Here is a 15758-nt window from a genome sequence, read left to right as displayed (position 1 = left end):
AATACGATCTGTTAGCATGAGCAACGCCCCGTTACACACTATTTAATAGTGCATAACGGGGCGTTGCTGAGCATGGTTAGTTTTTAATCGAATCGTTTGGATATTCCCAGTTTTTTCATTCTGGATTTTAGCGTGGAGGCGTTGATTTCCAATAGATCGGCAGCGCCGCCACGTCCATATATTTTCCAATCGCATCTGGACAGTACCTCCAGTATGTGATCACGTTCATTTTCTGTAATTGTTTTGATAGGAGCAACTTCCTGCACCAGCGCCTTTTTAGTGATTGGCAGAAAGACATTATCGAGGAGTGGTTCTTCGCATAACAATACGCTGCGTTCGATAAGGTGTATCAGTTCGCGTACATTACCTGGCCAGGAATAGTTGAGCAGCATTTGTTTCGCTTTCTCCGAAAAGCCTGCAATGATCTTGTTATTGGCAAGCGTGCATATCCGGAGATAGTGTTCTGCAATGGGGATAATGTCTTCTTTTCTATCGCGTAAAGGGGACAGCTGAATTGGAAATACAAAGAGCCTGTAATAGAGGTCCAGACGGAATCTGCCTTGCGCTACTTCTTCTTCTAAATTCCGGTTAGTCGCTGCAATGATCCGTACATCCACTGTCTTACGTTTTCCTCCGATCGGGCATATTTCTTTCTCCTGTAGTACACGCAATAATTTGGATTGTATTTCGATGGGAATTTCTCCGACTTCATCCAAAAAAATGGTGCCGCCGGTAGCTTGTTCAAATTTTCCTACCCGTTTATCTGTTGCGCCAGTAAAACTTCCTTTCTCGTGCCCAAATAGTTCGGATTCTATCAACGTTGGTGTTAAAGCAGCACAGTCGACGATCACTAATGGTTTTTTCTGACGTGCAGAGTTTTCATGAATGGAACGTGCTACCACTTCTTTTCCGGTCCCGCTTTCACCGAGTATCAGTACGGGGGCGGTTGCGGCAGCTGCGATGCCGATATATCGGGTGACTTCCTTTAACGTCGGACTGTTACCGATCATGCCAAAATCAGTAATAGTCTTTTTATCCTGAGTAGTTGATATGCTGTTACCTGCCGACATACGCGATAACGCAAGATGTTCCTCATGCAGGTTAGCTGCGATGTCAAGCATGGCCAGTACATCTTTTTCGCGGAATGGCTTTACCAGAAATCCATAGGGGTTGGTTTGCTTTGCAAGCGCGAAGGTTTGCTGGTCTGAATTCGCAGAGAGATAAATAAACGGGATATTTTGTTTCTTCAGTATTACAGCCAGTTCTATACCTGTCTGATCACCATTCAGAAAAATATCCAGCATGACGAGGTCAGGTTGTTCGGTGGAAATGATCTTCAACGCCTCCTGCACGGACCTTGCAATAGTGCAAACATGGTAACCTGCTGTTTTCAGTACCATCCGCAGATTGTTTGCTTCTATAAACTGGTCTTCTACAATTAATATTTTATTTTTCATATAACCTGATAATCCATTTACTGTTCAATACTTAACCGGCATTAAAAGCGATATTGATGCGGGTGCCGTTATTTACTTCAAAGTTGATGGCTGCACCGATATCGGCACAAAGTCCATGCATTAATTCCATGCCCAGGGACTGTTTGTCAGAGCTACCTGGATCAGTCATTCCTATACCATCATCGCTTATTGTCATTCTGTATGCCTGTTCATGCGTTTGCAAAGAAAGGTTGATTTCCCCGGAACTCCTGCCCTCAAATGCATATTTGGCGGCATTGGTGAGTGCCTCATTTGCAATAAGCGCGAGCGGCATGGCCAGATTGAGTGGTAACGAAACGTTTGTCATCTGATGAGTAACCCTGATATTCCTGGTTTCCAGGTCAAAACCCTCCTGCAGAAATAGCAGGAATTCTCTCAGGTAATTTCCAAAATCTACATGTTGAATATTGCCTGACTGATAAACTTTCTGGTGAAAGAGAGACATAGCATAGATACGATGTGTACTTTTTTCAAGCGCGCTACGTGCCTCTGGTGTAGCGGTGCGTGCCTGACTTTCCAACAGACAGAATATAGTATGAAGATTGTTCTTTACACGATGGTGTACTTCTTTCAGGAGCCATTCTTTTTCAGAAACCAGCTTTTGCAATTGCTGGTTTTTATAAGTCATTTCTCTGCTGCTTCTTTGTTTTTGCCGGTAGAAGAAGAAGAGTAATATCATGATGACCACTGCAAGCGCCAAAGCTCCCGCGGTGAGCAAGCCGATTTTTTCAGATTGTTTTAGCTTTTCCTTTTGTGCCTGTCCCTGTCGCTGGAGGAATATGATATTCTGATTTTTTAGTTTGAGCTCCTGTTCTTTTTCACGTGCCTGATAAGCCACCTCCATTTGTTTCACTGCTTTATCCTGTTCTAATCTTGCTTCGGCAAAAGCGTGTTCATTGCTCTTATTCAGGTGTTCAATGGCGGCGAGGTAATGCTGGGTAGCAGAATCAGCCAGGTAGAGCATGTAATGCAGATAGCGGAGACCAGCAGTGTTTTCTTCCGGCTGGGTCAGTGCTAATCCCTTGTACAGGAAATGTCTGGCTTTTTCAAATTTACCGGCATCCAGGTAGACATGACCAAGATTTATATTGGCATACTCTTCATCTTTGTGAAGACGATAGGCAATATTGTATATCTGTTTGAAACAGTTTTCTGATTTATCAAATGCTTTCTGTTCACGGAAGGCGTTTCCCAGTCTGAGGAGATAGGTCAGACTATCCTGTGTACCACGGGGAGGATATTGATGCAGGGCATTCAACATATAATTAGTAGCCGCTGTTTTCTTACCCATTTTGTTATATGCAGCACTGATAATCTCATGGACCATGGGAGAGGATACGTAATATACGCTCGGGTGGTGTTCATAAAATGTCAATGCCTTTTTGCAGGCGAGAATGGTTTCGTCATACTTTTCGCGGCGATAAGCCAGTACGGACTTTTCAATATAGATATCGCCGGCTGAGAGGGTATCTTTTGTAGCATCTACTGCTGCCACCGCTGCCTCCGAGTAGAAATAGGCTTTGTCTGTGTGTCGTGTAAAATCGAAATAACAGGTTAAAGGGTAATAGATGTATTGTAGTTTTTTGTATCCTGTCTGTTTGTATCTTTCAATGACCTTAAGAACTTCGGCTTCCGCATCCGGCTTTTTCAGGTATAAGTTATTAATAGCAATATTACGCGCAGCCATCAATGACAGCTCTTTTAGCCCTAGTCTATCACTTATTTCAGCGGCTTGTCTGGCATAGTCGTTACTTTTAAGATAATCAGGTGTTTTGTCTTTTGCGTCTCTTCCCCAGATGTAGAAACTGAGTTGCAGGAACAATTTAGCCCTGGTCGAATCATTTGCTTTGGATGGCAGTTGTTCAAAACTATTCAGGTCGTCATTAAAATAGTATAGTTGCCCCAGTAACAATAATGCTTCCGACATCCCTGACTGATCGTTTATGCTGGTGCTTTCCGCAAGTGCCTGTTTAGCATATTGCTCTGCAAGCTTAAGATCAGCCGGGTTTTTATACGGCAGGTTATGGTAAAGGTTGCATAGTGCATTTAATACCCTTACACGCTCATGTGCATTTCTCGCCGTCTTTAGTTGGGTTGATAATGCGTGCAGCTGATAGGCTGCAACAGGCGCAGGGGCAGGATAATACTGTGCATATAATCCGCCGGGCAGCATGCACGCGAGTGGCAGGATACAGCTAAGCAGCCACCGTTTTACCTGTCTGCAAAGTGAAATGTTTTCGGAATATGTTCCATGCTCCAGTAGCATCGTCGTAAATATTAGGCGCAGCCGCGAACTAACAGTGAAAATTTTAACCTGTGTCTTAGTCCCGCAAATTAAGTTGGTTATGTAAAGTCAGTCAGGCCGGTGATTGATCCTGGCTCCGGGACCGGAAAAGCAACATTCAAACAAATTTTCGTGAAAATAGTAAACGCGTGGTATTTGCAGAAAATTGCCCAAACCAGGCAGTAAAGTACAATTATTTCCGGCCCGGAAGCTTTTCCGGGCTTGTTAACCTGTTAAATGTCAAGAGATACCCTGTTTTTGACAAGGGAAAGGGAAGTTTGGTCCCTGAAAATGCCTTTGCCGGCTTTCATTTTGTCCACTTCACATAGAATGTGTTTATCTCTATGGGGATATCTCCGCAGTTTTGTACTGTAGAAGGCATAGAAATACATTTCATTTACCTTATAACAATGAACATGAAACACATAAAGAGCGTCTATATCAACGGCAAATTCATTACGCCGCATGGCAGTGAAGTAGCCGGTATTGTAAGTCCGCTGGATGGTGAAGTGATCGCACAGCTGACATATGCGGACGAGACGGATACGGAAAAGGCGATACAGGCGGCAAGTGCAGCATTGGAAAATTACGCGCAGACCAGCATCACCGAAAGGGCGGCATATCTGCAACGTATCCATGACGAAATTCTCAAAAGAATTGATGACCTGATCGATATCACTATTCTGGAATACGGTGCTCCGAAGGAAAGAGCGAAATGGTCCAATATGATAGCGGCTACTACTTTCCTTAATCAGATCGCTGTGATGAAGGATTATCCGTTCGAAAGGATTGTACATGAATCCACCGTTGTAATGGAACCTATTGGCGTTTCGGCCTTGTTCACACCGTGGAATTCTACCGCCGGCTCTATTGCTGTGAAGGTAGCGGCAGCACTGGCTGCGGGTTGTACGATCGTACTTAAGCCAAGTGAATTCAGTCCGTGGCAGTCCCAGATCATAATGGAATGTATTGACATGGCAGGTTTACCACCAGGTGTTGTCAATATGGTCAACGGGAGGGGAGACGTGATCAGCCGGGCTATTATTGCAAGTCCGGCCGTGACTAAAATTTCTTTCACAGGTTCCACTGTAGTGGGGAAAATCCTGGGAAAAAGCGCTATCGATACCATGAAAAGACTGACACTCGAACTGGGTGGTAAGTCAGCAAATATCATTCTTGACGATGCCGATCTTGATACCGCGATACCTATGGCATTACAGGCAGGTTTTATGAATAACGGACAGGCATGTATCGCGGGATCAAGATTACTGGTGCCTGCTTCCAGACTGGAGGAGATAAAGAAAAGGCTTGCACATGAAGCACAGCAGTTTAAGGTAGGCGATCCTTATGATGACGCCACCAGAATAGGGCCGTTGGCCAGTCAGAAACAATATGACCGTATCCAGCAATATATTACCACAGGTCTTATGGAAGGCGCGGAGTTATTATACGGTGGCCCTGGGCACCCGGATGACTTTGACAAAGGGTTTTATGTGAAACCGACCATTTTTGCCGATGTGACAAATAATATGAAGATCGCGAGGGAAGAGATCTTTGGCCCGGTGTTATCGGTCATTGCTTACCATGACGAAGCAGAAGCTGTTGCTATTGCCAATGATTCCGATTACGGATTAATGGCTTATATCAGCTCTGCTGACGCCGGAAGGGCGGCACGGATTGCCGGGCAGTTAAAAGCGGGAAGAGTATTGATCAATACATTGCGGCATGATCCGCTGGCACCGTTTGGCGGATATAAAAATTCTGGTATGGGACGTGAAAATGGTCAGCTGGGTATGGAGGCCTTTTTAGAGCCGAAAACCCTGATCATTTGATCAGAGATACTTGTTGCCATTAAAAGACAAAGGCTATTGATCATTGATCAATAGCCTTTTTTAATTAAATGCTGCTTCAGCGCTATTTTGCCTGCAATGCCTGTCCTTCGAAAGCAATGCCAGACCATCCATGTGCCATGAACTGTCTGATATTCTGGTGATCAGTAGCATCGGGCGTATTTAATACTGCCTGATAATGTTCTGCAAACAAGAAGAGAGTATCTTCCTTGCTCAGGTTATTCAGCTGTGCAAAAGAAAAGACTTTTGCACTACCCTGATTTTGCGTTGCTTCATTATATGCTTCACCGTTTTTGAAGGCAGTTGGCTGATGCTGGTAATATGTTTCTATGAATTCAATTACCTCTTTGAAGGCAACTGTATTGCTTTTTAATTGCTGGAGTAAGGTAGTGAGTTGTTCTTTCATCCGAATGTCCGGTATTTAAGTATTAGTATGAAGGAAACGCCCACTCAATGCTGAGCGGGCGTTTCCTTTTATGCTATTTATTATTTCTTATTTGCTTCACACCATTTCTTCGCGTTCACAAAAGCCTCTAACCAAGGCGTCACTTCATCCTGACGGCCTTTTGGATAGTTAGCCCAGTTCCACTGGAAGATTGAGCGCTCGATGTGTGGCATTGTTACCAGGTGACGACCGGTATTGTCGCACATCATTGCGGTATTGAAGTCAGATCCGTTAGGATTGTGCGGATATGCATCATATGCATACTTAGCGGTGATCTTGTACTGATCTTCTGTATTTGGCAATTTGAATTTACCTTCTCCGTGAGAGATCCATACACCTAATGTAGCACCTGCTAAGGTTTTCATCATGATGGAATCGTTCTCCTGTATTTTCACAGATACGAAGTTGGATTCATGTTTACCGGAGGTGTTATGAAGCATCTTACCATGTACTGCGTGGTCCGGATTGATCAATTCCAGTTCCATAAACAGCTGGCAACCGTTACAGATACCTACAGACATTGTATCAGGACGGGCAAAGAATTTATCCAGTGCTTTTTTCGCTTTCTCATTGTACATGAATGCACCGGCCCAGCCTTTAGCAGAACCCAATACATCGGAGTTGGAGAAGCCGCCTACAGCGCCAATGAACTGAATATCTTCCAGTGTTTCACGACCGGAGATGAGGTCAGTCATGTGTACGTCTTTCACGTCAAATCCTGCCAGGCGCATAGCATTCGCCATTTCACGCTCTGAGTTGGAACCTTTCTCGCGGATGATAGCTGCCTTCGGACGAGGTTTGGATGCGTCGATCGCAGGTTTTTTACCATCAAACTGTGCCGGGAAAGCGTAGGTTAATGGCTGTAATTTATAGTTGTTGAAACGCTCCTGTGCCATGCCATTTTTGGATTGCTTCTGATCCAGCAGGAAGGAGGTTTTAAACCAGGTATCGCGGGTATCGGCGATATTGAACGTGAAGGTGTCAGCGTTGTTTTTGAAACTTACTTCCTTCGCTTCTTTAACCGTACCGATCTTCACGGCTTCGATACCTGCATTTTTCAATGCCTGTTCAAAAGCTGCGTCGTTGGTTGCCTGTAATACGACTGCTATGTTTTCGTTGAAGAGTGCTTTTACAGTGTCAGCTTCGTTCAATCCGCTTAAGTCGTAGTCAGCAGCCAGATTTACATCTGCAAAACATAATTCCAGCAGGGTAGTGATCAATCCACCGGAGCCGATATCGTGACCAGCCGCTATCTGATCATTGCTGATCAGGTCCTGGATGGTGTTGAATGCTTTTGCAAAGTAGTCTGCATCCTGAATAGTTGGAACTACCGGGCCGATCTTGTTATTGATCTGTGCGAAGGAAGAACCACCTAATTTGAATGCATCTTTTGATAAGTTGATATAGTATACAGAACCAGCATTTTTCTGCAGTACAGGTTCTACTACTTTATTGATGTTTGTACAGTTACCGGCGGCGGAGATGATCACAGTACCAGGAGCAATCACATCGCCATTTGGATATTTCTGCTTCATGGACAGGGAGTCCTTACCGGTTGGAATGTTGATGCCCAGTGCGATTGCAAAATCGGAACATGCTTTTACTGCTTCGTACAGACGGGCATCTTCTCCTTCGTTGTTACAGGCCCACATCCAGTTAGCTGAGAGGGAAATACCTTTCAGGCCATTTTTGATGGGAGCAAAAACGATGTTGGATAAAGCTTCTGCGATAGCGTTACGGGAACCAGCAGCCGGATCAACCAGTGCTGTCAGCGGGGAATGACCTACTGTAGTAGCAATACCTTCAGTTGACTTGTAGTCCAGTGCCATTACGCCGACATTGTTCAGCGGCAATTGTAATGGTCCGGTACACTGTTGTTTTGCCACACGGCCACCTACGCAACGGTCTACTTTGTTGGTCAGCCAGTCTTTAGCGGCAACAGCTTCCAGTTGCAGTACCTGGTTCAGATAAGCAGGTACATTTTTCACATCATAGGCAAGATCGGCATAGTTACGCTGTACTTTGCGGTCTTTCATGATGGTTTTCGGAGAAGAACCGAAGAAGTCTTCCAGTGCAAAATCCATTGGTTTTACGCCTGTGTGTGCAGATGCGAATGTAAAACGGTGATCACCGGTTACATCACCGACAGTGTACATAGGTGTACGCTCACGGTCAGCGATCTTCTGCAGGTTTTCTATATCTTTTTCACCGATTACCAGTCCCATTCTTTCCTGGGACTCGTTACCTATGATCTCTTTTGCGGAGAGGGTAGGATCGCCAACTGGTAATTTATCCAGATCGATCAGCCCACCTTTTTCTTCTACCAGTTCAGACAGACAATTAAGGTGTCCGCCTGCACCATGGTCGTGAATAGAAACGATGGTATTGTTATCAGATTCTACTAAACCACGGATGGTGTTAGCAGCGCGTTTCTGCATTTCAGGATTGGAACGCTGGATGGCGTTCAGTTCGATACCGGAACCAAAAGCGCCGGTATCAGCAGAGGAAACAGCTGCACCACCCATACCGATCCTATAGTTTTCACCACCGAGGATAACGATCTTATCGCCTTCTTTCGGTGTGTGTTTTTTCGCCTGGTTTAATTTGCCATAGCCAATACCACCGGCCTGCATGATCACTTTATCATAACCCAGTTTGCGTCCTTCTTCTTCGTGTTCGAAGGTCAGTACGGAACCGGTGATCAGTGGCTGACCGAATTTATTACCGAAATCAGAAGCACCGTTGGATGCTTTGATCAGGATATCTACCGGTGTCTGATATAACCATTTACGCTCCTGCATGCCGTTTTCCCATGGTCTGTCCTGCAGCAAACGGGAATAAGCGGTCATATAGATAGCAGTACCTGCCAGCGGCAAAGAACCCTGGCCACCTGCCAGACGGTCGCGGATCTCACCACCGGAGCCGGTAGCAGCGCCAGCGAATGGTTCTACAGTAGTCGGAAAGTTGTGTGTTTCTGCTTTCAGCGATAAAACGGAGTCAAATTCTTTCTCCTCATAGAAATCAGGTTTGTCGGCTGACTTCGGAGCGAACTGTGTTACTTTCGGGCCTTTTACAAAAGCCACGTTGTCTTTATAGGCAGAAACGATATCATTAGGATTCGTTTCAGAAGTCTTTTTGATCAGTTTGAAGAGGGAAGTAGGCATTTCTTCACCGTCAATCACAAAAGTACCGTTGAAGATCTTGTGACGGCAGTGTTCTGAGTTAGCCTGGGAAAACGCAAATACTTCTGAGTCTGTCAGCTTACGGCCGATCTTTACAGAGAGTTTGTTCAGGTATTCTACTTCTTCCGGATTCAGGGACAGACCTTCCTGTTTGTTGTAAGCATCGATATTGTCGATCTCCAGAATAGGCTCCGGCTGAATATTGATTGTGTAGAGCTCCTGCGTTAAAGCCTGGTACTTCTGCGAAATCATTGGATCGAACTCGTTGAAATCGGCAGGCACCGGTTCGAATTCTTCGATACGGATGATGCCGGCGATCCCCATGTTCTGGGTAATCTCCACTGCATTCGTGCTCCACGGGGTGATCATCGCAGCGCGAGGGCCCACATAGGTACGGTTCACAGTAAGTTCGTCTAATTTTTTGGCGTTGCCGAAGAGCCAGTTAAGCTTCTGAATGTCTTCTTGAGAAAGGTCGTTTTCTGTTTGAACACAATAGACAAAGTCCGTTTGGTTCACAAAGAAATGAATCATTATAGTGCGTTATGAAGTCTATGAAACGAAACCGCAAAATTAGGAAATTCTGATCATTTGAGAGCGGTTTATGTGATCATAGACAGAATATATAGGCGTTTACCGGTTTAATAGACAATGAGAACCGGATATCCTTCTTATTGTTGTAGAAGGTATTTGTATATTTGTTTTAACCCATTTACCATGAAAAAGACCCCTTTCCCTATTAAAAGGCTGATATTCCTTTTGTTATCCTTAGCCTGGTTGGGCTGTAAGAAGCCTGGCACGGAAAAACCTTCGCCACCGGTCCCACCTGTTGACACGACCGTAACGCATCCTGTTCCCGGTAAGTTGCCTGAGAAAAATATATCATGTAACATTCAGGGACAGGTCCTGAATGAGAACGGACAACCTTTTTCCGGAGTCACTATCGATGCCGGCGGGGCAACAGCTGTAACCGACAGGTATGGATTCTTCCGGTTTGACAATATCCTGATCAATCAGAATGGAGGTATGGTCAGAGCGACCAAAGCAGGTTATTTTGCAGGTATAAAGAATTTATTTTATAAGGAAAAGACGACCAATTATCTGTCTATACAATTGATTCCCAAACACCTGGCCGGCACATTCAATGCCGGTTCGGGAGGTACGGTAGGGATAAAGGATGCCGCCATTGAATTCCCGGCGAACAGTCTGGTCATTGTTTCCGGCAATCAGTCCTATACCGGGGACGTAAATGTATATGCAGCTTACAGCGGGGTAGGGGATCAGGACCTCCTCCGGCAAATTCCCGGCAACCTCTTTAGTGTCCCTTCGGACAATACGGTTGCCGCATTGGAGAACTATGGTTTACTGGCGGTAGAGTTGCAAACAGCAGACGGGGAGCCGTTACAGCTGGCGCAAGGCCGGGAGGCTACCCTTCGGATGCCTGCGCCAGCAGGTGCGCCGGCTGCTTTATCTTTCTATTCTTTTGATGAAAGTACAGGATTCTGGAATGAAGAAGTTAAGGCTGTCAGATCGGGAGAGGTTTATGTGGGCAAGGTCTCACATTTTTCATTCTGGTCGCCGGATGTGCCTTTTCCGGTAGTAGATATGGAGGTGACCTTTGAAGATCAGCATCATCATCCACTGGTTAATCAGCTGGTCGTGATCGCCCGTTCAGGCGTAGCTAATTTTGTAGCAGGATATGCACTTACGGACAGCAGCGGTCATGTATGGGGAAAAGTACCGGCTAACGAGCAGCTGCTCTTAGCGATGTATAATGGTTGTCTGAACTCCATTTTTTCTAAAAATATAGGCCCTTTTAGTGCTGCTGCTAACCTGGGTGTCTTACAGGTTGGTAGTAACTTATCCTGGATAACAGTATCGGGTAAGCTGATAGATTGTAATACTGCACCGGTGTCAAACGGACTTGCTATTGTAGATATAGAGGGAATAGTATACCGGTCTGCTGTGGATAAAAACGGTAATTTTTCCATGGATATACTGAATTGCAATACCGGAGGACTGGCGAGCATCTCAGGTATGGATATCACGCATGCAAAGCAGAGCAATCCCGTTATTATCACACTGAATGCGCCGGTGATCAATGCGGGGGCCTTATATGCCTGTTCTGGTATGTCCAATGAAAGTTTCTTTTCCTATTCTATAGATAGCACTTCTTATACTTACACAATGCCTGGCTATGTCTATGGTGAGTATGTGTCGGAAAATACGAGTATCACAGGTACCGATGATCTGGTATGGTATCCTAATGGAGGCTATTTTAGTATCCAGGGACCTTCTCGTCCTGGTAGTTATCCACTCTTTGTTTTTAATCATCAGTTTGTCAGAAATGCCATGATATTGATCCCGACAAACACCATGGTAGAGATAACAGATTATGGCGAAATAAATCAGTTCATTACCGGCCATTTCAGCGACACGCTGCTCGAAGTGAACAGTTATGATGACACAAAGATCCCTCATATTGTAAACTGCGTATTCCGGGTAAAACGTACTAAATAACACCGGAATCTTCCTTTTGGCTTGAACAAGCTACCATTTGGTTAGTTCTGTTTTTTGATAGATCCGGACTTTTGTATCATCAAAAACACAGAGATATGAACATCGTATTAACAGGCTCATTAGGGAATATCGGAAGACCACTTGCAAAAGAACTCCTGCAAAAGGGACATTCCATCACCGTCATCAGCAGTAACGCAGACAGACAGCAAGAGATCGAAGCGCTGGGCGCAAAGGCAGCTATTGGCAGTATGCATGATGCGGCATTCCTGACTGCAGCATTTAAAGGAGCAGACATTGTCTACCTGATGGAAACACTGGAAGCCGTTGGCAACTTTTTCGACAAGCAGCTGGATTTTATTGGTGCGATCAGCCAGATAGGTCGTAACTACAAACAGGCCATTGAACAAACAGGTGTAAAAAAGGTGATACACCTCAGTAGTATCGGCGCCAATATGAAAAAAGGGAATGGGATCCTGGCTTTCCATCACAATGTGGAAAACATCCTGAAAGAACTGCCAGCCGACGTGGCTATTAAGTTTATGCGCCCTGTTGGTTTTTATACGAATATGTTTTCGTTCGTACGCGGACTGAAAGCGAAAGGTGCTATCGTACAGAACTGGGGCGGCGATGATAAGGAACCATGGGTATCTCCGCTGGATATCGCGGCTGTAGTTGCCGAAGAAGTGGATACGCCTTTTGAAGGCAGAAAGATGCGTTATATCGCAAGTGATGAATTTTCACCAAACGAGATCGCTGCTGTTTTAGGTGATGCTATCGGAAAACCGGACCTGGCATGGGAAGTGATTCCGGACGAGCAGTTGCTGAATAACTGGCTGTCGATTGGTATGAATGAACAGATCGCTAACGGCTTTATGGAAATGCAGGCCAGCATGCGGGGCGGTGTATTGTATGAAGATTATTTCCGCAACAGACCTACCCTGGGCAAAGTAAAACTGACAGATTTTGCAAAGGATTTTGCAGCGGTATACAATAAGGACTAATCCGCATGTGCTTACACGTGACAGGAAGCTTTGCCGGTACAGGCAGGTCTTCCTGTCAGCTGTGAGCAATTATTACAGTAACTTTAAAGTGGTTTTATCTTCCCGGTCATGGCAAATACAAAAACACACAGAATTAAGACGATCAGTGAGTTTCATCAGCTCAGGGGGTTGTCTACGCCAGAGCATCCGCTGATCAGTATAGTGGACTATGCTGCTATCAAACGTCCGCCTGATATCAGTGAGATCAACTGGGTATGCGATTTTTACAATATATCCCTTAAACGTGGATTGGATGCCAAACTGAAGTACGGTCAGCAGGAATATGATTTTAATGAAGGTCTCATGTTCTTTATTTCCCCTAATCAGGTTTTTCGCGTCGCAGCAGAACCGAATGCGTCTTCAGAACGCTCTGGCTGGATGCTGCTGATTCACCCGGATTTTCTCTGGAATACACCGCTGGCGAAGAAGGTGCGACAGTATGAATACTTCGGTTATTCCGTGAATGAGGCCTTGTTCCTTTCTGAAAAAGAAGAGACGATCATTAACAATATTATTCAGGCGATACGACAGGAATACCATTCCAATATCGATAAATTCAGTCAGCAGATCATTATTTCCCAGATAGAGACCTTACTCAATTACGCTGAGCGATTCTATCACCGGCAGTTTATTACCCGCAAGATTAGCAACCATAAGGTGCTGGACCGGATGGAAGTGATCCTGACGGATTATTTTAATAATGAAGAGGCGTTGAAGAATGGTTTACCGACAGTGCAATACCTGGCGAACGCATTGAACGTATCCACTAAGTATCTGAGCAGTTTACTGAAAGTATTGACAGGACAAACCGCTCAGCAACATATTCATGAACAACTCATAGAAAGGGCGAAAGAGAAGTTATCCACTACAGACCTGTCGGTGAATGAGATTGCCTATGAGCTGGGATTTGAGCACCCGCAGTCGTTCACCAAGCTGTTTAAACTGAAGACCAGTCTTTCTCCGCTGGCATTCAGGAAGAGTTTTAATTAAAAAAGCCGGTAAGGAATTACCAGCTATTTTTTAACAATGACTATGCAAAAAACAATAATGAGGACTGAAATGGTGTAGGGATCTTAATTAGTACTCATTTTTTCTGGGGTTAACCAACCAACCTATTTTAAATAATATGTGTTGTTGCTCGAGTCGATAGTATAATCGTTTTTGAATTGTTCAAGGAATGCTCTGGCAGGCTTATTTCGTTCGATATAATACCCGGCCTGTCCGGTGATTGGATGGGAAAATTCGACCTTAATGTCGAGATATCTGGCAGCTGCATCCACTATTTCCTGTGTGCTCTCGCTTTGCATATGCATTTTACCTTTTGCCCATCCTAAGAGTTTATCAGCATCAAACCGGTCCACCTGGAAATCTCCGTTTTCATACGTAGCAGCGCTGTCAGGGTGGAGGTTCACCTGTGTGCCATTTCCTGAAACTTTTACTTCTCCATTAGTGAGTGACACAATTACTTTTTCGCTATCGTAGCTGTTTACATTAAATGCAGTGCCAAGGGCTATCGTTTCAGTATTGGTCGTATGAATAATAAACGGTTTTTCAACGTTCTTTGCTACTTCAAAATATGCTTCTCCAACAAGTGTTACCTCTCTTTTACTGCCGAATACGGCAGGGAATGTTATTGTTGACTGAGAGTTTACTGCGACTTTTGTACCATCTGACAGTTTAAGCTGATAAAGTCCGCCAGGGGGGACGGAAACAGCAATTTTCTCTGCAAATAAATCCGCAGTATTGAATACTATTCCTTCGCTGGTAGTGATCTTACCATTTTTATTTACTGTCAGGCTTTGGCCCTGGATCTTCTGGCTGCTGGTATCTGATTTCAGGCTGATTAATTTCAGGTTGATCGTTTTCTGGTTATTGATATCTAATTTCTGTTTAAAACTGATGGTATTGCTATTAGATCTAAATGTGATCAGCAGCCCAATTGCCGCAGCAATGGTTGTAATGGCGGGTATTGCTCTTTTCTTAAACGATTTTTTGGCGCCTGTTCCGGACGTTGCCTGTATCGTCGTTATGCTGCCGGTATCTGAAACGTTTTTCGTACTCCTGTCAGCAGGTTTCGGGATAGATACGCCCTTTAATTGCTGATGGAGGTGATTAGAAAGGTCCTGTATTTCGGTGTGCTGGTCTCTTAGCAGGTTTAACATTTCTTGTTCTTCCTTGGTGATTGAACCGGTGATTTCGGAAATAATGAGGGTTTGGATCTGGAATGCAAGTTTCTTCATGGTAATGCTTTTTGAAGAGATGTGGGGGGGAATGGGGGTGACTAATTTTTATTGTTCAATTCTTTTCGCAGATGTGACATCATTTTTTTGATCTGGGTCTCTACTGTCAGTACCGACAAGCCCAGCGAGATGGCCACGTCTTTTTGTTTTTCGCCATCTATTTTAACTCTGCTGAATATTTCGAGTGCCTTTTTTCCATATTGGTTGCATAAAGCTTCCTGTACTCTCTGCAGCAGGAGTAAGGTGCGTACTTCTTTTTCCAGCTCTTCCTCTTCAGGATCGTATTCCGGGTCCTGCAGCCGTAGCAGGAATTCTTCGTTTATCATATTATCCAGCTGCGGTGTCTTTTTCTTATGCTCGTATGCTTTTAATGCGCCGTAGTATGCGCATCTGCATAGATATTGCTTCAGGTTCGCTATCTGAAGCAGATGTTTTTTCTCCCACAGTGTGATGAGTATCTCCTGGCAGAGATCTTCTGCATCCTCCTTTTGCTTTACAACAAGCAACGCGCTTAAAAACATATCGTGATAGTACTGTTTATTTATTCTTTCCATAATTGTATCATCATCATTTTTAAGTCCTTGTACTAATTCTTGGTCTGTCAGGGGTCTAATCATCTTTCGTGAAAATTTAATGCGTGATCATTATAAATAGTAGTTCGCAACAGTGGTATCATCATATCAAAGCATAAAAAACAGTGTTGA

At 44.5% G+C, this 15758-nt stretch carries 10 protein-coding genes; 4 read left to right on the top strand and 6 right to left on the bottom strand.

Features of this window, described 5'->3' with window-relative positions; all coding sequences use genetic code 11:
* Positions 1–83: 83 nt before the first annotated feature.
* Both BMZ72_RS12035 and BMZ72_RS12030 read right to left on the bottom strand, forming a co-directional pair.
* The gene (locus BMZ72_RS12035; RefSeq protein ID WP_089808563.1) at positions 84–1457 is read right to left on the bottom strand and encodes a sigma-54-dependent transcriptional regulator; all 1374 of its coding nucleotides are present in this window, start codon (positions 1455–1457) and stop codon (positions 84–86) included.
* 31 nt (positions 1458–1488) lie between these two features.
* The gene (locus BMZ72_RS12030) at positions 1489–3762 is read right to left on the bottom strand and encodes a histidine kinase dimerization/phosphoacceptor domain -containing protein (RefSeq protein WP_089808561.1); all 2274 of its coding nucleotides are present in this window, start codon (positions 3760–3762) and stop codon (positions 1489–1491) included.
* A 434-nt stretch (positions 3763–4196) separates the two neighbouring features.
* Between BMZ72_RS12030 and BMZ72_RS12025 the strand changes: the two genes are divergently transcribed.
* Positions 4197–5612 carry an aldehyde dehydrogenase family protein gene (locus BMZ72_RS12025; RefSeq protein ID WP_089809805.1) on the top strand — a complete coding sequence of 472 codons (1416 nt, stop codon included), beginning with the start codon at positions 4197–4199 and terminating at the stop codon, positions 5610–5612.
* Positions 5613–5694: 82 nt separating this feature from the next.
* On the opposite strand, the gene BMZ72_RS12020 is transcribed toward BMZ72_RS12025, so the two are convergent.
* Entirely contained in the window at positions 5695–6036 is a 342-nt protein-coding gene (locus BMZ72_RS12020; protein ID WP_089808559.1) for a HopJ type III effector protein, read from the bottom strand.
* Positions 6037–6116: 80 nt separating this feature from the next.
* On the bottom strand, positions 6117–9788 hold the full coding sequence (purL, locus tag BMZ72_RS12015) for a phosphoribosylformylglycinamidine synthase (RefSeq protein WP_089808557.1): 3672 nt from the start codon (positions 9786–9788) through the stop codon (positions 6117–6119).
* A gap of 183 nt (positions 9789–9971) precedes the next feature.
* Between purL and BMZ72_RS12010 the strand changes: the two genes are divergently transcribed.
* The 3 genes from BMZ72_RS12010 (at position 9972) to BMZ72_RS12000 (ending at position 13804) form a co-directional block, all read left to right on the top strand.
* Entirely contained in the window at positions 9972–11774 is a 1803-nt protein-coding gene (locus tag BMZ72_RS12010) for a carboxypeptidase-like regulatory domain-containing protein (protein WP_089808555.1), read from the top strand.
* Between the two features lie 95 nt (positions 11775–11869).
* Positions 11870–12775: an SDR family oxidoreductase gene (locus BMZ72_RS12005; RefSeq protein WP_089808553.1), complete on the top strand. Its 906-nt coding sequence runs from the start codon at positions 11870–11872 to the stop codon at positions 12773–12775.
* Positions 12776–12883: 108 nt separating this feature from the next.
* Entirely contained in the window at positions 12884–13804 is a 921-nt protein-coding gene (locus BMZ72_RS12000; RefSeq protein ID WP_089808552.1) for a helix-turn-helix domain-containing protein, read from the top strand.
* A gap of 122 nt (positions 13805–13926) precedes the next feature.
* On the opposite strand, the gene BMZ72_RS11995 is transcribed toward BMZ72_RS12000, so the two are convergent.
* Together BMZ72_RS11995 and BMZ72_RS11990 are read right to left on the bottom strand one after the other, a co-directional pair.
* On the bottom strand, positions 13927–15054 hold the full coding sequence (locus BMZ72_RS11995) for a FecR family protein (protein WP_089808550.1): 1128 nt from the start codon (positions 15052–15054) through the stop codon (positions 13927–13929).
* Positions 15055–15095: 41 nt separating this feature from the next.
* Positions 15096–15608 carry a sigma-70 family RNA polymerase sigma factor gene (locus tag BMZ72_RS11990; RefSeq protein ID WP_143087672.1) on the bottom strand — a complete coding sequence of 171 codons (513 nt, stop codon included), beginning with the start codon at positions 15606–15608 and terminating at the stop codon, positions 15096–15098.
* Between the last annotated feature and the right edge of the window lie 150 nt (positions 15609–15758).

Origin of the sequence: Chitinophaga sp. YR627, assembly GCF_900114995.1 — a bacterium.
Classification (GTDB): domain Bacteria; phylum Bacteroidota; class Bacteroidia; order Chitinophagales; family Chitinophagaceae; genus Chitinophaga.
Note: the sequence above shows the minus strand (reverse complement) of the source record. Positions and strands in the feature narration are given on the sequence as shown.

Bases quoted from the DNA above. Each gene is read 5' to 3' on its own strand.
- BMZ72_RS12035 (WP_089808563.1), bottom strand. From the start codon at position 1,457: ATGAAAAATAAAATATTAATTGTAGAAGACCAGTTTATAGAAGCAAAC.
- BMZ72_RS12020 (WP_089808559.1), bottom strand. From the start codon at position 6,036: ATGAAAGAACAACTCACTACCTTACTCCAGCAATTAAAAAGCAATACA.
- BMZ72_RS12005 (WP_089808553.1), top strand. From the start codon at position 11,870: ATGAACATCGTATTAACAGGCTCATTAGGGAATATCGGAAGACCACTT.
- BMZ72_RS11995 (WP_089808550.1), bottom strand. From the start codon at position 15,054: ATGAAGAAACTTGCATTCCAGATCCAAACCCTCATTATTTCCGAAATC.
- BMZ72_RS12025 (WP_089809805.1), top strand. From the start codon at position 4,197: ATGAAACACATAAAGAGCGTCTATATCAACGGCAAATTCATTACGCCG.
- BMZ72_RS12010 (WP_089808555.1), top strand. From the start codon at position 9,972: ATGAAAAAGACCCCTTTCCCTATTAAAAGGCTGATATTCCTTTTGTTA.
- BMZ72_RS11990 (WP_143087672.1), bottom strand. From the start codon at position 15,608: ATGGAAAGAATAAATAAACAGTACTATCACGATATGTTTTTAAGCGCG.
- purL (WP_089808557.1), bottom strand. From the start codon at position 9,788: ATGATTCATTTCTTTGTGAACCAAACGGACTTTGTCTATTGTGTTCAA.
- BMZ72_RS12030 (WP_089808561.1), bottom strand. From the start codon at position 3,762: ATGCTACTGGAGCATGGAACATATTCCGAAAACATTTCACTTTGCAGA.
- BMZ72_RS12000 (WP_089808552.1), top strand. From the start codon at position 12,884: ATGGCAAATACAAAAACACACAGAATTAAGACGATCAGTGAGTTTCAT.